The following is a 21,981-nucleotide window of genomic DNA, read 5'->3' on the forward strand; positions in this document are numbered from 1 at the left end:
AGTCAAATTAACACGTCACTCCTCCTAAATCTATTCAACAATTTCCTATGTTCCAATAAGCATTTTCCATTTTGCAGTCAAAAACTATGTATGTGAGTAATTACTCATAAAACTACACCTGGCTTTATCCTTGTTTAAAGATAGATTTCATATTAAAACTGTCCCAACAGATAAAGCAGGGTAGGGGAGAACTCGACAAAACTTGTTAGACATACAACAAAAATATTGTTGGTTTTTTATGGTAATCCTCTTTCTGTTTTTTCCATTCAGCAATGGTTAGACTCTTTATAGACTCGTCAGCAGAAGTGACATTACAGGCTACACAAAGCTGTGTATTGGATTTACAGTTTTTTAGAATATCTTCGAGAAGATGGTTGTTTCGAAAAGGTGTTTCAATAAATATCTGAGTTTGCTTCTCGCGCATAGATTGTAGCTCCAGATCTTTGATTTTCTTTGCTCGCTCATTTTTATCAATAGGCAAATAGCCATGGAAAGCAAACTTCTGTCCACTAAATCCTGAAGCCATAAGTGCTAAAAGGATGGAACTGGGACCAACCAACGGTACCACTTTTATCCCAAGCTGATGAGCGCGAGCAACCACAGAAGCACCGGGATCCGCTACTCCCGGACAGCCGGCCTCCGACATCAATCCTACGTTTTTTCCTTGCTTCAAGCCATCGAAAAAATCATTGATATTTCCCTTGTCGCGCGCATGTTTACCATAATCATGTATAGTCAATTCACTTTGAGGAATTTTTAATCCAGCCAGTTTGAGAAACTTTCTCGCCGTCTTTTCATTTTCCACGATATATTCGTCCAATGCATTGATTGTCTCAACCAAATAAGGAGTAAAAGATTGGAATGCAGCATCATCGCTCAAAGGAACGGGAATTAAATATAATATACCTTTTGCCATATACAAACCTACTAATTAACGACCATTTGGCTATAGTAATTTTAAACTTAGCATAATTTAACCTTTAAAAATGATTAAGTTTGCGAATTTTAAACTCATTATTAGTATTTTAGCATAAGTATTTGTTGCAACAATAAACATCATCCAAATGATCACACAAATTACAGAAGGCGTAAAAATCTCGGTTGAAACCATCTATCAATCGGAGTATTCTAATCCCGACCGTGAACATTTTATGTTTGCTTATCACATTAGCATAGAAAATTTGAGCGATTACACGGTACAATTGATCAGTCGTTACTGGAAAATATTTGATGCAAAAGGCGACTATAGGGAAGTGTCGGGAGAAGGTGTTGTAGGTGAGCAGCCTGTTATCGAACCGGGCCAGGTACATCAATATACTTCGGGATGTAATCTCAACAGTGAATTTGGTTTCATGGAAGGTCATTACAATATGATCCGTTCTTTGGATAATAGCAGTTTCCAGGTTGAAATACCACGTTTCAATCTGATTGCGGATTATGCGTTGAATTAAATTTATCAAGGTAATATCATTATTGCCGATTTATCACACAACGAAGCTTTTTTCGCATCGAATAAGAAACTATTTCTTTATTTTTGCGTGCATTCTAAATCAACTTGTTACTGAGATTATGCTGAACAGGATCATTTTGTTCCTCAGCCCATAGTTAAACATAGCATAGAAAGCCATCCATTAGATTTAATTAGTCAGCAATCAAAAAAGATTATTGATTCAATATATAAATAATTGAAAATCAAAAATAATAATATAATTACTTGATTTTCAATACATTAAAAAAACCATCAGGGGTAATAAATTCTTGAATGGAATTTTATTGTATTAAAATGACTAAAATTAATTTTTGGGTGATATAACGTGAGTATTTTAGCTACAGAACAAGTAAGCCATTCCTTCCATGATAGGTGGCTTTTTAGAGATTTACACTTCGGACTCCAAAAAGGAGAGCGGGTGGCTTTGGTCGGAATAAATGGTACAGGCAAATCAACATTGCTTTCTATTTTAGCAGATCGTACCTTGCCAACATCAGGAAAAGTTGTCAAAGAAAAGGGTATAAAAATAGGCTTTCTCGAACAAGATCCTGATTTCACAGGATTAAAATCAATCAATGATTTTATATATAGTGCAGATAACGATCAGCAACGTCTAATCAGGGAATATGAAGAACTTCTTGAAAGTACTGATATTGATCAAAAAAAATTAGAAGATCTTACTGAAAAAATAAGTTCATTGAATGCTTGGGAATATGAGCATAATATAAAGACGATTTTAAATCGTTTAAATATTATGGACTTTCAGCAGGACATAAAAAGTCTCTCTGGGGGACAACGTAAACGACTCGCACTGGCCAAACTTTTGATAGACGAGCCGGATGTATATATCCTGGATGAGCCAACCAACCACTTGGATATAGAAACCATTGAATGGTTAGAAAAGTTGCTGACCACTGGCAGCAAGACGGTACTTTTAGTTACACACGACCGCTACTTCCTTGATAATATATGTACAGAAATCAGAGAACTGGATAGGGGTAATCTTTACATTTATAAAGGTAACTATTCCTATTTTTTGGAGAAGAAGTCGGATCGAGAAACTATCGATGCAGTCATGGTCGAGAAGAGCAGAAATCTACTTCGCAAGGAATTGGAATGGATGCGGCGTCAACCTCAGGCAAGAGGTACCAAATCTAAATCCCGCATCGAAGCTTTCTACGATCTAGAAGAAAAATCCAAATCAATAAAAGGAAATGACTCTGTTCAGCTTAGTGTAAAAGTAAGTAGACAGGGTTCTAAAATTCTCGAACTGGAACATGTATCCAAGCATTATGGAGCGAAAGAAATCGTAACAGATTTTTCTTACACATTCAAAAAAGGCGACCGTATAGGTCTAGCGGGAAAAAACGGAACTGGTAAATCAACCTTTTTAAATCTTATCACAAAAGAAGAAAATCCAGATGCCGGAACTATAGCAGTAGGAGAGACTACAGTATATGGGTACTATAAACAAGGAGGACTTGAAGTAAATGAAAATGATCGTGTACTTGATGTTGTAAAAAATATTGCTGATTATATTGAGATGGCAAATGGAGAAGTGATTACAGCATCTCAATTACTCACACACTTTTTGTTTCCTCCAGAGAAGCAATTTGGTTTTGTCAACAAACTTAGTGGTGGGGAAAGAAAGCGTCTTCAATTGATGCGGGTATTAATGAAGAATCCTAATTTCCTTATACTAGATGAGCCATCCAATGACCTGGACATTGATACATTAAATGTACTGGAAGATTTCCTTGATAATTATAGGGGCGTACTTATATTGGTGTCCCATGATAGATATCTATTGGATAAGTTGACAGATCAACTTTTCATATTTGAGGGAACAGGTAAGATCCGTATCTATAATGGAAACTATGCCGACTTTAAATCAGAACAAGACGAAATCCAAAAATTAGAAAAGGAAAAGCAAAAGAAAAATAGCCAAGACAAAGCTAAACCCGAGGTAAAAGAGGAAAAGAAAAAGCTCTCTTACAAGGATCAACTTGAATACAATAAACTGGAAACAGAAATAGAAAATCTCGAACTACAGGTAAAGGCAAAGACTGAAGAATTAATTCAATTAACAGATCATGTCAAGCTTTCAACATTAGCAGAGGAGATCAAAACTATGCAAGAACAGATAGACCAAAAATCTGAACGATGGTTATATCTTGCAGATTTTATGTAAAATTTTCTATCGGGTTTCACGTGGAACGTAGATAAAAGAGTAAATTTGTAAATAAATAAAAAGCCACGTTTCACGTGGAACAAGGATATAGAGATGTTTAAAAAATACAATGTAATTGTAGTAGGTGCAGGACATGCCGGATGTGAAGCAGCAGCAGCAGCAGCCAATCTGGGTTCTTCCACTTTGCTTATTACAATGAATATGGGTGTGATAGCTCAAATGAGTTGCAACCCCGCTATAGGTGGTGTAGCCAAAGGACAAATCGTAAGAGAAATAGATGCGATGGGAGGATACACAGGTATCATTGCAGATAAATCAACGATTCAATTCCGCATGCTTAATCTTTCAAAAGGCCCAGCGATGTGGAGTCCACGTACACAAAATGATCGGATGCGATTTGCAGAGGAGTGGAGATTACAATTAGAATCTTTGCCGAATCTAGATATGTGGCAAGACACCGTCAAAGAGGTAATCGTTAAAAACGGAAAGGCATGTGGAGTCATCACTTCTATGGGAATAAAAATTGAATCGGATGCTGTTGTCCTAACAAACGGAACATTCTTAAATGGCCTAATCCATATCGGTGATAAAAAATTTGGAGGCGGTAGAACAGGAGAGAAGGCTGCTACAGGATTAACCGAACAGCTCGTTTCACTGGGCTTCGAATCAGGTAGAATGAAAACCGGTACCCCACCAAGAATTGATGGCCGCAGTCTAAACTATGGTCTCATGGAAGAACAATGGGGTGATGAAAAGAAAGGACGATTCTCCTATACAGATGTAGAGATGCCGACAGAACAACGCTGTTGCTGGATTACATATACCAACGATAAGGTACATGAAATGCTTCGTACAGGGTTCGAAAAATCGCCTATGTTTACTGGACGAATTAAGGGATTAGGTCCTCGTTATTGTCCCTCGATAGAGGACAAGATCAATCGCTTTGCGGAGCGTGAGCGACACCAGATTTTTGTGGAACCGGAGGGATTCAAAACAGTGGAAATTTATGTAAACGGATTCTCCACATCACTTCCAGAAGATGTACAATTAAAAGCGCTACAACTTATACCCGGATTTGAAAATGCAAAGATGTACCGTCCGGGATATGCGATAGAGTATGACTACTTTCCACCAATGCAGCTCGATCTAACATTGGAAACCCAGTTGGTAAAACATCTATTTTTTGCTGGGCAGATCAATGGTACTACGGGGTATGAAGAAGCTGCAGCACAAGGATTCCTTGCTGGTATAAACGCTCACCAACGTATCAATGATGACAAAGAACTTATTCTAAAAAGATCCGAATCTTATATTGGTGTATTAGTAGATGACCTTGTCACAAAAGGAACAGAGGAACCGTACCGCATGTTTACTTCGAGAGCAGAGCACCGTTTACTGCTGCGTCAGGATAACGCCGATATCCGTCTTACACCACTAGCCTATAAACTAGGATTAGTTGGAGAGGAGAGACTAAAGAAAGTGCAAGATAAAATAGATAACTCCAATAACATCATTGAATATCTCAAACAGAATTCAACGAATCTTGAAAAGATGAATACGGTATTGGCAGAAGTTGGATCCAGTGCACTTGCTCAAAAAACACGTTTAAGTAATGTACTAGCCAGGCCACAGGTCAGCATACAAGATATCGTCAAAGGCGATGAAGCCTTTGCTCAATATGTTTCTCAATTTGATAATGAAACAATAGAGCAGGCAGAAATTAACATGAAATACGAGAGCTATTTCGAAAAAGAAATAGAAATAGTCAATCGCATGAAGAAGATGGAAGATAGAGAAATTAATCCTGATTTCGATTATAGTTTACTAACTTCACTGTCAATTGAAGCAAGACAAAAATTAGCGAAGGTAAAACCCAGAACATTAGGCCAAGCTTCCCGAATTTCGGGTGTATCACCATCAGATATCAGTGTTTTGATGGTACACATGAGTTAATTAATTGATTTACAGGTGATTATAAATAAAAATAAACAAGCTTAAAATAAGCGATTTAAGACAATATTCTATTTTTTATGACAACTTCTTTAAAAAGTAATAAAAGTAGTTCAGAAAGGCTAAAAAGTAGCTTAAAAACGAGATTACTTATTTTAAGCATGTTTATAATGCTCATTGGCTTGTCAATACAATGTGCGAGTATACAACAGCCAACAGGAGGACCAAAAGACTCTATTCCTCCAAAAATTCTGCAGGAAAGTCCTACGAACTTTTCGAAGAATTTTACCGAAAAAAAAATCGTTATAACTTTTGATGAGTATGTCAAGCTGGCCAATCAGCAAAAAGAGTTTAGTATCACACCGGATATGGGAAGTAATCCCCAATTCAAAATCAAGAAAAAAAATCTGGAAATCACATTACCAGATTCACTGGAAAAAAATACGACCTATAGCATCTATTTCGGCAAGGGCCTCGTAGATTATAATGCAGGGAATGCATTGGTAAATTACGCTTATGTATTTGCAACAGGTGATAAAATTGACTCGCTCAGTATATCGGGTAATGTAAAAAGTGCAACCACAAAAGAATTATTAAAAGAAGTTAAAGTTCTTCTAATACCCACAAGCCAGGATTCTATTTTTGGAAAAAAGAAAGCCAATATATTCACAATAACTGATACTGCTGGAAACTACAAACTAAATAACCTCCGTGAGGGAACGTATCGTATATATGCTCTCCAGGAAAAGAACAATGATCGGATCTATAATGCACCCGATGAAGAAATAGGCTTTCTAAAAGATTCCATCGTATTAGAACGGGATCTTACCAATATCAATTTAGAAGTATTCAAAGCTGTTCCAAAAAAATTCCGCACGCAAGAAAAGAAATTTGAGAAAAATGGAAGTGTGCTACTCATTTTCAATAGAAGAGTGGATAAACCAAAGCTTAATATTCTAAACGATGAAGTCAATAATAAGGATAAAATAGTACGATTCTCGAAGAGTTCCGATTCTGCGACGTTGTTTCTTCCCAACCTAAAAATAGACTCACTCAAGCTCGTTCTAACAGAAGGTGAGAAACCTTTGGATACTATTCTTGTCAGAAGAGGAAATGTGAAAATAGAGCAGGTTATAGACCCACAATTTACACCAAATAATGGTAAAGTAGATAGGATCAATCACCTTCAGGTATCAGCTTTTACTCCGATAAAAAATATAGATAAAGCGAAGTTAAAGTTCAAAGAAGATTCTCTTATAAGAACGAACTATCAATTGGCAGTGGATACAAATGATTCCAATATTTACCATATCCGCTATAATTGGAGAAAAGATAAAAAATATCAGATAGAATTTACAGAAGGTGCCATAACAGGATATTTTGGGGAACAAAATAAAGAGAAGAAATTCGATCTGACTTACGATGATAGTGAAAACTATGGGGATCTAATATTTGACTTTACGGATCTGGATAGCAATACAACCTACTTGGTCGAACTGATCAATGAGAAAAAAGATAGGATATATAGAATGGATAAGATCAATAGTGTTAATTCATCAGTAGTTTACAAACAATTTCCAGGAGGAAAATATACCATACGTGTCATCCGCGATGACAATAACAATGGAATATGGGATACCGGAGATGTTGAGAAGAAGACTTTCCCTGAGCCTGTTGTCTACCTAAATAAGGTTTTCACGATACGTGCAAACTGGGAACAAAAAGATAGCTTTTCATTAAGTGGACTCAAAAAGGAATAAAATTGAGACTAATTGTAAAAAAACAAGAAAAAAACTATTGCTAATACGTTTAAGCTAAAACCAAGAGCTATATAATACATAGTTATGTGGTAGCTGCTGTAAAAGCGCTTTCTGTTCATCAGTCAGCGCTTTTATTTTTTTTGCAGGAACTCCAGCATATAAATATCCTGATTCACAACGGGTATTTTCTAAAACAACAGCACCAGCAGCAATAATTACATTGGATTCCACCACTGCATTATCCATTACTATAGCGCCCATCCCTATCAGAACATGATCTTCCAAGACACATCCGTGTACCATGGCCTGATGGCCAATATTAACGTAATTACCAATGGTAGTTCCGCATTTTTTATAGGTACAATGGATAACAGCACCATCTTGTATATTGGTATAATGACCTATACGAATATAATTAACATCCCCGCGAATTACCGCATTGAACCAAACCGAACAATGGTGCCCAATCTCTACATCGCCAACAATAGTCGAATTGGGGGCCAAAAAGCACTCCTCAGCTATCATTGGAGACTTATCTAAAACTGGTAAAATAAGTGCCATATCTACTAAAATATCGTGTCCTGTAATATATCTGAATGCTGGGGATAATCTGTCGTATAATGCAAGCCCCTGCTTTCTTTTCTAAGCATAGCCGACTTGGTTACAATATAAGCAACCTGGATCACATTCCGCAGTTCACAAAGCTTCACAGAAAGCCGGGTATTGCGATAGAAATCCTCTGTCTCCTCATATAGTAAATGTAGGCGTTTAAGCGCCCTTTCTAGTCTAAAATCCGATCGAACAATACCAACATAATCACTCATGATCTTTTGGCATTCACGCAGATTATGACTGACTAAAATATCCTCATTGGAAAGGGAGGTCTTAGAGTCATCCCATTCGGGAACATCGGAAACATGGTTTATAGCTCCAACGGATTTTGTAGCATCCAAAAAGATCCGATGAGCATATACAAGAGCCTCAAGCAAGGAATTAGAAGCCAATCGATTTGCTCCATGCAATCCAGTCGATGAACACTCTCCACAGGCATATAGATTACGTATGCTGCTTCGTCCAAAATCATCCACATAAATTCCACCGCATAAATAATGGGCAGCCGGAGTGACCGGTATAAAGTCTGTAGCCATGTCCAATCCTATAGAAAGACATTTCTCATAAATATTTGGAAAGTGTTTAATAATATCCTTCTTATCCCTATGGGTAATATCCAAATACACATAATCTATACCAGACCTCTTCATTTCGGCATCTATAGCGCGCGCAACAATATCTCTTGGAGCCAAAGATGCTCTTTCGTCATATTCCTCCATAAAAGACTCCCCATTTATCCTTCTAAGAATCCCTCCGAAACCACGGACGGCTTCCGAAACCAAAAAAGCGGGTGAATCCTTCGGATTATATAATGAGGTCGGGTGAAATTGCATAAATTCCATATTACGCACCTTTCCTTTCGCTCGGTAAACCATCGCTATACCATCACCAGTAGCAATAGTCGGATTAGTTGTACTCGAGTACACATGTCCCGCACCACCGGATGCCATGACAGTCACCTTGCTCAAAATCTTGTCTACGAGATGCGATGAGGTATCAAATGCATAGATACCGTAACAGGTAATATCTTCCCTATTCTTATCAACATACTCCCCCATATGATGCTGGGTGATCAGATCGATAGCAAAATAATGAGTAACCATTTCAATATTAGGATCGTTGTGTGCTTGCACCAACAACGCTCTTTCTATTTCATAACCTGTTATATCTTTATAATGGAGAATACGATGAGCCGAGTGCCCCCCTTCTTTAGCTAGATCATAAACTCCAGATTCCTCCTTGTCAAATGAAGTTCCATAAGAAATAAGTTCGGCAATCCGATCCGGAGCCTCCCGAACCACGTTTTCCACAATTTCTACATCGCATAATCCATCTCCAGCTATCTGAGTATCAATGATATGCTTTTCGAAGCTATCTGACTTATCCACAACGGCAGCCACTCCCCCCTGTGCGTATTTCGTGTTAGACTCATCCTCATTGGACTTAGTGACTATCAACACTTTACCAAATTTAGAAGCTTTCAATGCAAAGCTCAATCCGGCAATACCTGATCCAATGACCAAAAAATCTACTTTTCTATCTGCCATATATTTTAAAATTCACAAACTATCCCCAAAAGTGATGGTTCAAATTAACGAAAAATGTGGAAAACGTGTAAATAAAAGGTTAAATAAAAATGAAAAGTATTTAACATTCCACAAATCCCCTACTTTCACTACGAATTCCAATTATTTTTCCGCACAAAAATTGGCAGATTTCCACATTTTACAAACATTAACTATTCAACAAAAAAATATGGAAAATAAAAAACAGGAAAAATTAGAATTTTAAAAATCAGCTCTTTAATACCAAATTTCTGTTGAAAAATTGTTGAAAACTCTATAAAAACCTAAAATCAAAATCGATTCAGATCAATTTATACCACTTTTCCACACCCTAATAAACAATAAGAGATTCTTTAATTTAAAATATTAGTATTTATTGAAAAAAAAGATTGTGGAATACGTTCGAAAATCTTTGTTTAGTTTTGTCAGCATCGAATCAAACCTTTTTAGGTTACGATATTTGGAAGTGATTAACTCCCCTATTGAAATATCGAAATCTAAACGGGCTTATTTTCGGAAATCAAATTCTTGAGGGATTTTTATACTCTTTAGAATTGAATATTTTTTTAAAAAATTTAGAAACAACATTTTATGAGATTATAAAAGAGTTTGTATTGGTATTTTTATGCTTTTTATTCTGGAATTTCGTTTTTGAGGCTATTAGACTTGTTTATTTCACTTCTGATAACTTTATTCGGATTTTATCTGAATCTTAATGCATTTAAAATCATTTTAAATGGAAAAATCTGTTTATTTAGGTCGTTTTCGCTTTAATATTTATTTTTTTCTGGAATATTCTTGGTTTACTAAGTTTAAAATGGTTTAAACGAGGATTTTTTATTGAATTTTAGAACCATATTTTGGGAGATTTCTATATTTTGAAATTTTAAATTTTTAACCCTTTCAGAATCAGATAAACGATTCGCTAATATACTTTTGGCGTTTTATCGGATTCCTACTGGGTTTAAAACAAGAAAAGTTTATTTTGAGATCGACTATTTTAAAAAAATTATTTTATATGAGTGAAAATTTTGAAAAACGCTATTTAATGGTGATTTATTACCGATTTCTTTGAGATATTCAAATTTTTGTAGTATTTATTGGTATTTATGCTATTCTCAGCGGCTTTATTATAAACTTTTGTAAAATAGAGGCGATTAGAATTGAATATTTTCCACTGAATTTTTTTAAGAAATTGTTATTAGATTCTAAATGACATTTTGAAATATACTAATCGAATCGCATGAACCGCGTATTTGATGAGCTTAGCATAATTTCACAGTAGATACACTGAAATCGAATGTGATTGTGTTATTTGAAAAAAGTTTATTGAGAAATGAACATTCTTACTATATTTGCGACCCAGTATCGATTGGGCATTTTTGGAAATTTTAAATTTAAGTGCTTTAGCTTTTAATGAATGCCATTATTGAATATTGTATATTTTTTATGACAACCTCAAGGAGTTTATTTTTAAAATAGGATCTTTATGAATGTAATAGAATTATATAGTTTGTAAAATTTTAATTCTGATAGATTCTCAAGGAGTTTATTTGTACGGCATAGCGGATTCTAAAGGCTTTAAGATTGGTTATTGGAACTATAGGATTTATGTTTATAGATTATTGAATTCTTAGAGCCTATAAAAGACTTTACAAACTACAATAGTTAATTATAATAAAATTTTATACTTTTTTAAATTATATTAATATTGTTATTGTAATATAATTTTATATATGGTTTATATTTAATTATATAGAAATTTTTTAAATAATATTCCTTTACACCGGTAGAAAGCATAGAAATGGCTATTTTCTCTATATATTTCTGAGTTATTTTGAACGTATTAGTGGGCGCTTTGGTAGGAATACATTATTTATAAACACTTAATTCAATTCTATTCGACTAATAGTTTTTATTGGGCGTTCTAGATTCCGATATAAGCCTATCTTCTATTTATTATATTGAATAGTTTATCCATAAGGGTCTTGTATAATAGTAAAGCCTGCTAAACTTGAATAAATTCCGATTTACAGATTTTTCGGAAGGATATTCTATTCCTACAGCCTTTATTTAGTTGAATTTCGACCTTACAACAAGACCAAACCCTCCTAGCTTTCTATATAACTTTTTATTTTTTTATTTTATTAGAAAATTGGATTCTGAAAGACTTTTTATTCCGAATAGCCAATATTTGTCTTTTCGGAATCGATTTATTTTCAAAATCGATCTGGATTATTTAATCAACTACTTCTGACTGTCTAAACCTATTCATAATACAAATTTTTATTTTCGAAATTATGCTGCATAAAACACTTTATCCGAGAATTTAAAGTCTTTGAGATTTTGCTACAGTACATTATGTTGATAATAGAGACAGATATTCAATTCTCAGCGACTTTATTTGAAAATGGATAGCGCTTGGTCTACGCTTGTTTTACTCCTTTCGATTCGCACATCTAAAAAATAGCTCTATTTAAAAATAAAGTCTTTCAGGTTTTCTTAAAACTTCACCGTTAGCTGCCAGTATATGAATAATCAATTCTCAGCGGTCTTATTTGACCATTGATTGTTTATAAACAATCCTTTCCCTATTTTTTTAGATTTTTATTTTTTCAAAAACTGGTTGATTTAAAAATAAAGTCTTTCAGGTTTTATTAAAAATTCATCGCTAGCCACCAATATGTGAATATTCAAATCTCAGGGGCCTTATTTGAGGGTGGATTCTGTATGGACAATCCTTTATCAATTTTTTTAGATTTTTATTTTTTCAAAAACTGGTCGATTTAAAAATAGAGTCTTTTAGATTTTATTAAAAATCGCGGCTGACTTCCTGCACGGGAATAATCGATTCTAAATGACTTTATATTTGCGTATTCTCTTTGAAGTCGACATATTTTTATCCTCTATAGCGGCTCGATATGGTAGTTATTAGAAGGGTGGATGGTTATTGAAGTTTCTTCCTAAATTTCCCTAGACATCAATATTTTTTTCCTTCATAAATTCATTTTTGAATAGCGGATTCTAACGGCTACAAATTTCCATCGGATAGAAAATGTTAATAAATAAAGCTTCCGTTTATGCTATATTTTTCCTTGTTTTGTATCATGCCTAAGAACGTTCATAAGGCTAGAAATTTATAGAAATTCGTTTTCTGTGTTAGAAAGATTCTGAAACAAACCCGCTGAGATTTTGATATAGGATATATAGCTTGGTTATTTATTGGATATACGACTCTAAGAGGGTTAAAAATTGAATATTTCTGGAGTTATTTTGTTTTGCGATAATAATTTAACTTTAGTTTTTGTGTTATTTTTAAATTACTCTATCAACATATTTGATTAATTTGCTTTTTGCTGACTTTTATATATGTAACAATGCTTATTTTTGTTGTTCATAAACTGTTGAAGGTACCCGCATGGAAATTGTAAATTATGAGCTTCAGGCAAAAGGATATAATGATGCTCCGATTGACCCCTCATTGGATTTATTAGCCGAAATCCAACGATTAAAGAAAGAAAAGAATGCTGTAATTTTGGCACACTATTATCAAGAGTCTGAAATTCAAGATATAGCAGATTATATTGGGGATAGTTTGGGCTTGTCGCAAGAAGCGGCGAAAACGGATGCAGACTTGATAGTGTTTGCTGGAGTACATTTTATGGCCGAGACAGCCAAGATACTTTCACCAACAAAAAAAGTTATTTTGCCAGACGCTAAAGCTGGTTGTTCATTATCGGATTCATGTCCACCACATTTGTTTGCTAAGTTTAAAGAGCAATACCCAGATCATTTGGTGATTACTTACGTAAATTGTACAGCTGAATTAAAAGCGCTTTCAGATATCGTATGTACCTCAAGCAATGCTGTACAAATCGTCGAGAGTCTTCCGATAGACCAAAAAATCATATTTGGACCAGATCGTAACCTTGGGGCGTATGTAAAGAAAAAAACTGGACGTGATCTGGTGTTGTGGAATGGAGCGTGTATGGTACATGAAATTTTTTCTCAGGATAAAATAGATCGTTTGAAAAGCGAATACCCTGAGGCTAAATTTATTGCGCATCCGGAATGTGAAGACCATATTTTAGCTAAAGCAGATTATGTTGGTTCCACGGCCGGAATGCTTAAGTTTACACAGACAGATAGTGCCCAGTCTTATATTGTTGCCACGGAATCTGGAATTCTTTATCAGATGCAGAAAGCAAGCCCTGAGAAGACTTTTATTCCTGCTCCACCAAACAATGCCTGTGCATGTAATGATTGCCCTCACATGAAGCTTAATACGCTTGAGAAGCTTTATAATTGTTTGAAATATGAATCACCTGAAATTTTACTTCCTGAAGATGTCATACTTCGCGCACAACGGCCTATTGAACGGATGTTAGAGATATCGGCAAGTTTGGGACTGTAGTAATTTGCATAATTTTTGATAATAATCGATATGATAACAAATTGGTTTTCATATCGATTATTATTTTGTAATGCTATTCATCAAGTTATCTTGATGAGGATCGAGGGAATATCCTGATGAAGCATTACATGATATTTTGAAATTTTAAATTTTTTAACATGTTTGATTTTGATAATACTGAACGTACCAATTTGGAAGAAATGGGGGAGTTTGGTTTAATTGACTATATAAGTAAAGCAGTAGAGCTGACCGAGAAATCTACCATTAAAGGAATTGGTGATGATGCAGCTGTATTGGATTTTGGAGGAAAGAAGACTTTAATTTCTACTGATTTGCTCCTCGAGGGAATTCATTTTGATCTGCGATATGTTCCATTAAAACATTTGGGCTATAAAGCTGTACAGGTAAATTTGAGTGATATCTATGCCATGAATGGAATTGCTTCTCAAATTACATTTTCTATTGGCCTATCTTCCAAATTTCCATTGGAGGCGGTGGAAGAGATCTATCAGGGAGCTTTGATTGCCTGTAAAAAGTATAATGTTGATCTGGTGGGCGGAGACACCTCGGCTTCAGCGCAAGGTCTCGTTATATCAGTAACAAGTATAGGCTATGCCGATGCTGAAAAGATCGTTTATCGTAACGGAGCAAAAGAAGGTGACCTATTGTGTGTATCGGGGGATTTAGGAGCAGCATACATGGGATTACAGCTATTGGAGAGAGAAAAGGATATTTATTTAGAAAATCCTAATGTGCAGCCTGATTTAGAAGGTAAAGACTATATCGTGGAACGTCAGTTAAAACCAGAGGCACGAAAAGATATTGTTGAATTATTTGCAAAATTGGATATTATACCTACGTCAATGATGGATATTTCAGATGGTTTGGCTTCCGAAGTACTTCATATTTGTCGCCAATCTGATAAAGGTTGTAGACTGTATGAGGAAAAAATTCCATTGGATCAGATGACTTATGATACTGGACGTGAATTTGGTATTGACCCAACCGTTGCTGCTCTTAATGGTGGAGAGGACTATGAACTGCTGTTTACAATAGCACAGTCAGATCACGATAAGATTAAGAATTTGCCTGATATCAGTATCATAGGCTATATGACAGCGGCTTCAGAAGGTTGTGAAATGATTTCGAAATCTGGAAATCTGTATCCGATTACAGCGCAAGGCTGGAATGCTTTCAAGAAAAAGGATTAAAAAGAAGATATCTAAAAAAAAGAAACGAATTTTCCACGAATAAATATTGAAAAAGTTGATGTGGAATGTTTCGTTAAAGCAAGATAAAAAAAGGCTGCCAAACTAATTTGGCAGCCTTTTTTTATTGCTCTAATTCTTCTTCAAGCACTAAATCTTCTTGTTGTGGATCTCGCTCACCAACATTGAAATTATTGTATCCAAGACCTACTTCTATCTGCAGTAAACGCTGTTGGAGCATCTCTAGAATGGCCAAGAAATTATATACAAACTGAATCTTGTTTTCTGAGTTTTTCAATATCTCCTGAAAATCCAATTTCTTATTGATTTCAATAAGCTCAGCTATCGCCTTTTTCTGTTGTTCGATAGTATAGGGATACTTTACAACAGTATGTGTTACTTCTACTGGTCTATTGCGAAATTGATACATCATTTGTTCATAGATCATCATTAGTCCATAGAGATCAAAGCTGTCTAGGTTTTCACCTGTTGCATCTAATTGTAGTCGTTGTCGTATATCATATTGGATGTTGCCTCTACTAAATAACTGGAGACGATTTTCTTCCATTACCTTTAAGCCTTCGCATACCTCTTTAAATTGCTTATAGAGGATAAGTTTCTGAACGAGGTCTTCTCTCAGATCTATTTCGTTTTCGTTTTCATCCAGATCTGGTCTAGGTAGTAACATCTTCGCCTTAATACGCATCAATGTAGAGGCTACAAAAATAAATTCACTGGCCATCTCCATATTGAGTGCCTGCATTTGACTCACGTAAGACAAAAAATCATCGGTAATTTTCGAAATAGGGATATCATGAATGTTCAATTCATCCCGCTCGATAAAAAATAGTAATAAATCAAAAGGTCCCTCAAATTGGGGAAGCTTGATTTCGTAACCTTCTTCTACTTGCATATCTAATACAAATTTACATAATAAAATCTTTTGGAATTGTTCATATAGAAACTATTGGTGCTTTTATTTGTTGTAGTTCAATATGGAAATGCGATTTATTTTAAAGATTAAATAAAATTGTCGTTACTTTGTGTAAACATTTAATGTAAAATAGCAGTACTATGCAATTTGAGGCTGGAGAACTATTAAGTAAAATAAACGATCCCTCTGATCTTAAAAAGCTAAAGGAAGACCAATTAGAACAACTAAGCCAGGAATTACGTCAATTTATTATTGATCAAGTTTCGGTGAATGGTGGTCACTTTGCAGCAAGTTTGGGAGTCGTTGAATTAACCGTGGCGTTACACTATGTAATGAATACACCTTATGATCAATTGATCTGGGATGTAGGTCATCAGGCTTATGGTCATAAAATTTTGACTGGACGTCGTGAGATATTTCATACGAATCGCATAGAAAACGGAATTTCGGGTTTTCCCAACCGTTTTGAGTCCGAATACGACGCTTTTGGGGTAGGGCATTCTTCTACGTCAATTTCAGCGGCTTTAGGTATGGCTGTAGCTTCCCAAATAAAAGGAGAAAAAGATAGGCAGCATATTGCTGTTATTGGGGATGGAGCTTTGACTGGGGGTATGTCATTTGAAGCATTGAACCATGCAGGTATTTCTAAATCTAACCTATTGGTGATTTTGAATGACAATTGTATGTCCATAGATCCCAATGTTGGCGCGCTGAAAGAATATTTAACAAGTATTACTACATCAAAACGATATAATAGATTTCGGGATGATATAGCTGCTGTGTTGACTAAAATTTCTGAAGTGGGTCCAAATGCTCTTGGTATTGTTAAAAAACTAGAGAAAAGCATCAAAGGTACCCTATTGAAGAATGCGAATCTTTTTGAGTCATTGAACTTTAGATATTTTGGTCCAGTTGATGGACATGATGTAAAGAAGTTAGCCAAGACGCTTGAAGATCTTAAACATATACCCGGTCCTAAATTGCTACATGTTGTAACAATGAAAGGAAAGGGATTTGCGCTTGCTGAAAAGGATCAGACGAAGTGGCATGCGCCAGGCTTATTTGATAAAATTACTGGGGAGATAAAGAAATCTTCAAGTGAAAAACCTGTTGCACCAAAATACCAGGATGTTTTTGGACATACTATGGTGGAACTTGCTGAAGCAAATGAAAAAATTGTTGGTATCACGCCAGCAATGCCTTCTGGCTCCTCGATGAATATCATGATGAAAGCAATGCCTGAAAGAGCATTTGATGTTGGTATTGCCGAACAACATGCTGTTACCTTTAGTGCTGGCTTAGCGACTCAGGGCTTATTACCCTTTTGCAATATTTATTCATCGTTTATGCAACGTGCCTATGATCAGGTTGTTCATGACGTCGCCCTACAAAATTTGAATGTTGTGTTTTGCTTAGATCGTGCTGGCGTAGTGGGAGCAGATGGTGCAACACATCATGGAGCTTATGATATTGCATTTATGCGTTGTGTTCCGAATATGACCGTTTCCGCTCCAATGAATGAAGAGGAGCTTAGAAACTTGATGTATACAGCACAGTTACCTAATAAAGGACCTTTCGTCATTCGCTATCCGAGAGGAAATGGGGTGATGCCAGATTGGCGTCGTCCATTTACGGAAATAGAAATAGGGAAAGGACGGGTGATTACCGAAGGGGAGGAACTCGCTATCTTAAGTTTCGGTGCTATTGGAAATGAAGCCGTCAAAGCCGTACAGCAATTGAATGAATTGGGAATACATCCTGCGCATTATGATCTGCGATTTGCGAAGCCTTTGGATGAAGCTTTATTGCATCAAGTATTTAAAAAATTCAGGAAGATAATCACCGTTGAAGATGGATGTCTGCAGGGGGGCATAGGTTCCGCTGTATTAGAATTTATGGCCGACCATGGTTACAATAGTCAGATTGTACGATTAGGTATTCCTGACCGAATTGTAGAACATGCTGAACAGAATGCCCAATGGCGAAATTCTCATTACGATGCTGCTGCAATTGTGGAAGAGGGAAAAAAAATGTGTGATGGAAAATTTACCCATACAATGGTTGGATAGATCCAGCCACTTATAATTTACCATAAAAAGGAAATCCTCTAAGGGGATTTCCTTTTTTTTGAGAAAGTTTTTTTTGGAGTTTTCCTTTCTGTCATGTTACAAAAACGATTGTTCAATGACCTGTAATCATTATACTTTTTTATTTTACAAGAGCTTCAGAATAGAGTAGAAAGATGTTGAGTAATGTTGTTAAGTAGAGTTTAAATTCTTATAAATTTAATATTAAAAATATATGAACTAAAGGTTGTATTTCGCTTTTATTTTGGTTAATTTAGTTCTATACCTTTAAGACTGAGCTGTAGTATGTTTACTACTTTTTTTGTTCTTTTTTTTGAAATAAATTTGGAATGTTAATAATTATTTTTAGAGATCAATTTTAGCGCGAGTTTTCCACAATTTTACAAGGTAATTTACTGATATATAGAGTTTTATTAATTATTTTATATTTTAGTTTTTTAGCTGATTTTTTTTTGTCATCTTCGTTCTCAGAGAAAGTTATCAACATATTTTTTGTCGCGTATTGTAAATCAACTTATTAACAATTTTAGAATGGAAAAAACGTATTCAAGTGTCTGGAATAATTGTCTTTCGATTATCAAAGATAATATCCCAGCACAAAGTTTCAAGACCTGGTTTGAACCTGTGAAAGCAGTCCGTTTGGAGGGTGACGTTTTGACTATTCAAGTACCTAGCTTATTTTTTTACGAGTGGTTGGAAGAACACTATGTGGGTATTCTTCGCAAGACCGTAAAGAAGTTTCTAGGAGAACAAGGTAGATTGGAATACAATATTGTAGTTGAGAAGTCATCGGCTTCTCATCCCTATACGACTAATCTTCCATCGAATGGCAATGGGGCAGAGGGTAAGAGACAATCTATTCCTGTGCCGGTATCTTTGAATAGAGATATCAAAAATCCATTTGTTATTCCTGGATTAAAGAAATTGCAGGTTGACCCGCAATTGAATCAAAACTACACATTTGAGAATTTTATTGAAGGTGAATGTAACCGTCTTGCTCGTTCTGCAGGCTACGCTGTAGCAAACAAACCGGGAGGTACTTCATTCAACCCTTTAATGATCTATGGTGATGTAGGTTTGGGAAAGACACACCTTGCCCAAGCTATCGGTAATGAAATCAAAAGAAATCTTCCCGATAAGTTGGTCATTTATGTGTCCTGTGAAAAATTCTGTCAGCAGTTTGTGGATTCATTGAAAAATAACACAATCAATGACTTCGTTAATTTCTATCAGGCAATGGACGTAATCATCATGGATGATGTACACAATTTTGCTGGTAAAGAGAAAACACAGGATATTTTCTTCCATATATTCAATCATTTGCATCAATCTGGAAAACAAATCATTCTGACTTCTGACAAAGCACCTAAAGATCTAGCTGGTTTAGAAGAACGTTTGCTTAGTCGTTTCAAGTGGGGATTATCTGCAGATATTCAAATTCCGGATCTTGAAACAAGAATGGCGATTTTGAAGAAGAAGATGTATTCTGACGGCATTGAATTACCTGAAAATGTCGTGGAATATGTAGCAACACAAATCGATAACAGTGTTCGTGAATTAGAGGGAGCAATGGTTTCTCTATTGGCTCAATCTACATTGAACAAAAAGGAAATTGATTTGGGGTTGGCGAAATCGATGTTGAAGAATTTTGTGAAGAATACACATAAGGAAATTTCAATGGATTTTATTCAAAAATTAGTTTGCGAATACTTTGAGGTTCCTGTGGATATGGTAAAGTCAAAGGTCAGAAAACGTGAAATCGTGCAGGCCAGGCAAATTTCGATGTATTTAGCAAAAAGCCACACAAAATCTTCGCTCAAATCGATTGGCGCATTCTTCGGAGGAAGAGATCATTCAACTGTCATCTATGCATGTCAAACCGTTGAGGATTTAATTGAAACTGACAAGAAATTTAAAACTTATGTCAGCGACATTATGAAGAAATTGAAATCTTAATGTAGCTTGATATCGAATTAAAGTAAAAAAGGCTGTCTATCTAGACAGCCTTTTTTTGTACTCATATATGGTGAAGTAATAAAAAAACCTCTGAATATGCCTAAGCATATCCAGAGGTTTAATACATTCTTCTTAAATTTAATAGAATGATTATTGTTGTTGATTGCTGTTTTCGTTGTTATTTTCCTTTTGTTCTGTTGGTGCCGGAGTGGAAGGAATATTTACTGCAGGTCGCTCCTCAATGTATTTTTTAAAGGCCACTTTCTGCTCATCGGTCAATAGTAGAGCGATCTTGCTATCTGATTCACCTTGAAGCTTCGTAATACTCTCTTTTTTTACATCAGCTGTTGTTGTAGTATCTTGGATAACAGCTGCTATCGCTTTTTCTTGATCCAATACAATTGGTGATACAGCTGTTTTTTGTTCATCATTCAGTGTAAGCTTTGTTACCAATTCAGTCACAACTTTAGTTGCATTTTCTTCTGGGCTGGTTTGCTGTGCAAATATTAGGCTCATCGCTAGGAAAAAACCTATACCGGTTAAAAATAACTTTTTCATGATGTTTAATTTTAAATGAAATTATTCAATGAATTTATTAACGTCTGTTTTTAATGATTCCAATAAACTGTTAATTAGCACTGGATTCTGTTTTAGAAGGTTCAGTAGGTGTAGGGACAGCTTTTGCTGGCCGTTCGGCAATTACCTTCTGATAAATAGTTTTTTGATCTTCTGTCAGTAATTGACTCACCTTGCTGTCTACTTCTGTTTGAAGTTTATTTAGGGTTTCGCCTTTCGCAGCAGCAGTGGAAGAGCTGTCTTTTAGAATCGTTTCTTCTGCTTTTGCTTGATCCAATAGAATGGAGGATACAGCAGTTTTCTGTTCATCATTCAGATTCAGCTTTTGTACCAGTTCGGTAGTAGCTTTTGCAGCGGTTTCCTCAGGTGTAGCCTGTTGAGCAAATGTTAGGCTAAGTGCCAAACACAATCCTATACCTGTTAAAATTAGCTTTTTCATATCTATTGTATTTAAAAAGTTACAACTATGATGTCTTGATATAAAAACTAATAAAGCTGATTTATATTGTATCAAGCATGTTACTTTAACAAAGTTTTAACGCTACATGTTTGTGTATCTTATTTATTATCAGCTGTGTATGTGTTTTTAGGAGCAAGATATAATAGATAATGATTGTTTTGTTTTAAATAAAGCGCGGAGAATCGCTTTTGGTATAGAAGAAAGAATATGCTTGCTTGGAAGAATAAATGGCCTTAAAAGACCTAATAATGGTATTATAAGGCTTTATAGGTCTAATATGCTATAGAAAGGTACACTCTCTACTATTTTGGCTAGCCATAGGTTAATTCATAAAAAAGGTCGATAAATAATCGACCTTTTCCATTAAAATTAGTTTTCAGAACGTTTTTTCATTCTATCCTTCATTTTTTCTTGCTGTTCATCGAATAGTTTTACTTGATCCGGAGTGAGCCATGATTTTATTTTAGTTGCCTGAGCTTCTTGGAGCTGTTTATACTTTTCCATATTGGCTTTGCGGTCTCCGCCATCACTTTTTATTGCCGCTCGCTGTTGGGCTTGGCCTAATGTAAGATTATAAATGGAATCTTTTTGCACTTGATTAAGTGTAAGTAGTTTGTCTAGATGTTCCACACGCATCTTCGCTTGATCTTCGGGACTCCGTTGTTGACGTTGCTGGGCAAAAGCTACTGTTGTTACCAAAAGTAGGCCGCTTATTACCATTAAAGTTTTCTTTTTCATCGCTTTATATTTTAAGTTTACTTTCCTTTTGAATATAAATT

15 protein-coding genes are annotated in these 21,981 nt (G+C 35.3%); 8 read left to right on the plus strand and 7 right to left on the minus strand.

Annotated features, from left to right (window positions below; genetic code table 11):
- Window positions 1-205 precede the first annotated feature (205 nt).
- Window positions 206-916: an SAM-dependent methyltransferase gene (locus LC454_RS19230; RefSeq protein WP_223584039.1), complete on the minus strand. Its 711-nt coding sequence runs from the start codon at window positions 914-916 to the stop codon at window positions 206-208.
- 148 nt (window positions 917-1,064) lie between these two features.
- On the opposite strand from LC454_RS19230, the gene apaG reads away from it, so the two are divergent.
- From apaG to LC454_RS19250, 4 genes are all read left to right on the plus strand, one after another.
- Complete coding sequence (apaG, locus tag LC454_RS19235; protein WP_223584040.1) at window positions 1,065-1,451, plus strand: Co2+/Mg2+ efflux protein ApaG; 387 nt, start codon at window positions 1,065-1,067, stop codon at window positions 1,449-1,451.
- A gap of 363 nt (window positions 1,452-1,814) precedes the next feature.
- Entirely contained in the window at window positions 1,815-3,680 is a 1,866-nt protein-coding gene (locus LC454_RS19240; RefSeq protein WP_223584041.1) for an ABC-F family ATP-binding cassette domain-containing protein, read from the plus strand.
- 93 nt (window positions 3,681-3,773) lie between these two features.
- A complete protein-coding gene (gene mnmG / locus LC454_RS19245) occupies window positions 3,774-5,633 on the plus strand; it encodes a tRNA uridine-5-carboxymethylaminomethyl(34) synthesis enzyme MnmG (protein WP_223584042.1) in 1,860 nt (619 codons plus the stop codon).
- A gap of 158 nt (window positions 5,634-5,791) precedes the next feature.
- The gene (locus tag LC454_RS19250) at window positions 5,792-7,390 is read left to right on the plus strand and encodes an Ig-like domain-containing protein (RefSeq protein ID WP_223584043.1); all 1,599 of its coding nucleotides are present in this window, start codon (window positions 5,792-5,794) and stop codon (window positions 7,388-7,390) included.
- Between the two features lie 54 nt (window positions 7,391-7,444).
- Here LC454_RS19250 and LC454_RS19255 read toward each other — a convergent pair whose 3' ends face one another.
- Together LC454_RS19255 and nadB are read right to left on the minus strand one after the other, a co-directional pair.
- Entirely contained in the window at window positions 7,445-7,951 is a 507-nt protein-coding gene (locus LC454_RS19255; protein WP_223584044.1) for a gamma carbonic anhydrase family protein, read from the minus strand.
- A gap of 5 nt (window positions 7,952-7,956) precedes the next feature.
- The gene (nadB, locus tag LC454_RS19260; RefSeq protein WP_223584045.1) at window positions 7,957-9,549 is read right to left on the minus strand and encodes an L-aspartate oxidase; all 1,593 of its coding nucleotides are present in this window, start codon (window positions 9,547-9,549) and stop codon (window positions 7,957-7,959) included.
- A gap of 3,436 nt (window positions 9,550-12,985) precedes the next feature.
- Here nadB and nadA point away from each other — a divergent pair.
- Window positions 12,986-13,981: a quinolinate synthase NadA gene (gene nadA / locus LC454_RS19265; protein ID WP_223584046.1), complete on the plus strand. Its 996-nt coding sequence runs from the start codon at window positions 12,986-12,988 to the stop codon at window positions 13,979-13,981.
- A gap of 158 nt (window positions 13,982-14,139) precedes the next feature.
- Window positions 14,140-15,192 carry a thiamine-phosphate kinase gene (gene thiL, locus LC454_RS19270; RefSeq protein WP_223584047.1) on the plus strand — a complete coding sequence of 351 codons (1,053 nt, stop codon included), beginning with the start codon at window positions 14,140-14,142 and terminating at the stop codon, window positions 15,190-15,192.
- 121 nt (window positions 15,193-15,313) lie between these two features.
- Here thiL and LC454_RS19275 read toward each other — a convergent pair whose 3' ends face one another.
- Window positions 15,314-16,102, minus strand: coding sequence for a segregation and condensation protein A (locus LC454_RS19275; RefSeq protein ID WP_223584048.1), 789 nt, complete (start codon window positions 16,100-16,102; stop codon window positions 15,314-15,316).
- A 161-nt stretch (window positions 16,103-16,263) separates the two neighbouring features.
- Between LC454_RS19275 and dxs the strand changes: the two genes are divergently transcribed.
- Window positions 16,264-18,192 (plus strand): 1-deoxy-D-xylulose-5-phosphate synthase, encoded by a 1,929-nt coding sequence (dxs, locus tag LC454_RS19280; RefSeq protein WP_223584049.1) that lies wholly within the window; start codon window positions 16,264-16,266, stop codon window positions 18,190-18,192.
- Between the two features lie 549 nt (window positions 18,193-18,741).
- Window positions 18,742-20,166 carry a chromosomal replication initiator protein DnaA gene (dnaA, locus tag LC454_RS19285; RefSeq protein WP_077436883.1) on the plus strand — a complete coding sequence of 475 codons (1,425 nt, stop codon included), beginning with the start codon at window positions 18,742-18,744 and terminating at the stop codon, window positions 20,164-20,166.
- Window positions 20,167-20,316: 150 nt separating this feature from the next.
- Here dnaA and LC454_RS19290 read toward each other — a convergent pair whose 3' ends face one another.
- The 3 genes from LC454_RS19290 to LC454_RS19300 all read right to left on the minus strand — a co-directional run bounded on the left by LC454_RS19290 (window position 20,317) and on the right by LC454_RS19300 (window position 21,940).
- Complete coding sequence (locus LC454_RS19290; RefSeq protein WP_223584050.1) at window positions 20,317-20,724, minus strand: hypothetical protein; 408 nt, start codon at window positions 20,722-20,724, stop codon at window positions 20,317-20,319.
- Between the two features lie 70 nt (window positions 20,725-20,794).
- Window positions 20,795-21,181, minus strand: coding sequence for a hypothetical protein (locus tag LC454_RS19295; RefSeq protein ID WP_223584051.1), 387 nt, complete (start codon window positions 21,179-21,181; stop codon window positions 20,795-20,797).
- A 390-nt stretch (window positions 21,182-21,571) separates the two neighbouring features.
- The gene (locus LC454_RS19300; protein WP_223584052.1) at window positions 21,572-21,940 is read right to left on the minus strand and encodes a hypothetical protein; all 369 of its coding nucleotides are present in this window, start codon (window positions 21,938-21,940) and stop codon (window positions 21,572-21,574) included.
- Window positions 21,941-21,981: the final 41 nt, after the last annotated feature.

The sequence above is a fragment of the Sphingobacterium sp. GVS05A genome (assembly GCF_019969845.1).
GTDB lineage: Bacteria > Bacteroidota > Bacteroidia > Sphingobacteriales > Sphingobacteriaceae > Sphingobacterium.

Coding starts and splice junctions, on each gene's coding strand:
- LC454_RS19230 (WP_223584039.1), bottom strand. CDS start 916: ATGGCAAAAGGTATATTATATTTAATTCCCGTTCCTTTGAGCGATGAT.
- apaG (WP_223584040.1), top strand. CDS start 1,065: ATGATCACACAAATTACAGAAGGCGTAAAAATCTCGGTTGAAACCATC.
- mnmG (WP_223584042.1), top strand. CDS start 3,774: ATGTTTAAAAAATACAATGTAATTGTAGTAGGTGCAGGACATGCCGGA.
- LC454_RS19250 (WP_223584043.1), top strand. CDS start 5,792: ATGTTTATAATGCTCATTGGCTTGTCAATACAATGTGCGAGTATACAA.
- LC454_RS19255 (WP_223584044.1), bottom strand. CDS start 7,951: ATGGCACTTATTTTACCAGTTTTAGATAAGTCTCCAATGATAGCTGAG.
- nadB (WP_223584045.1), bottom strand. CDS start 9,549: ATGGCAGATAGAAAAGTAGATTTTTTGGTCATTGGATCAGGTATTGCC.
- nadA (WP_223584046.1), top strand. CDS start 12,986: ATGGAAATTGTAAATTATGAGCTTCAGGCAAAAGGATATAATGATGCT.
- thiL (WP_223584047.1), top strand. CDS start 14,140: ATGTTTGATTTTGATAATACTGAACGTACCAATTTGGAAGAAATGGGG.
- LC454_RS19275 (WP_223584048.1), bottom strand. CDS start 16,102: ATGCAAGTAGAAGAAGGTTACGAAATCAAGCTTCCCCAATTTGAGGGA.
- dxs (WP_223584049.1), top strand. CDS start 16,264: ATGCAATTTGAGGCTGGAGAACTATTAAGTAAAATAAACGATCCCTCT.
- dnaA (WP_077436883.1), top strand. CDS start 18,742: ATGGAAAAAACGTATTCAAGTGTCTGGAATAATTGTCTTTCGATTATC.
- LC454_RS19290 (WP_223584050.1), bottom strand. CDS start 20,724: ATGAAAAAGTTATTTTTAACCGGTATAGGTTTTTTCCTAGCGATGAGC.
- LC454_RS19295 (WP_223584051.1), bottom strand. CDS start 21,181: ATGAAAAAGCTAATTTTAACAGGTATAGGATTGTGTTTGGCACTTAGC.
- LC454_RS19300 (WP_223584052.1), bottom strand. CDS start 21,940: ATGAAAAAGAAAACTTTAATGGTAATAAGCGGCCTACTTTTGGTAACA.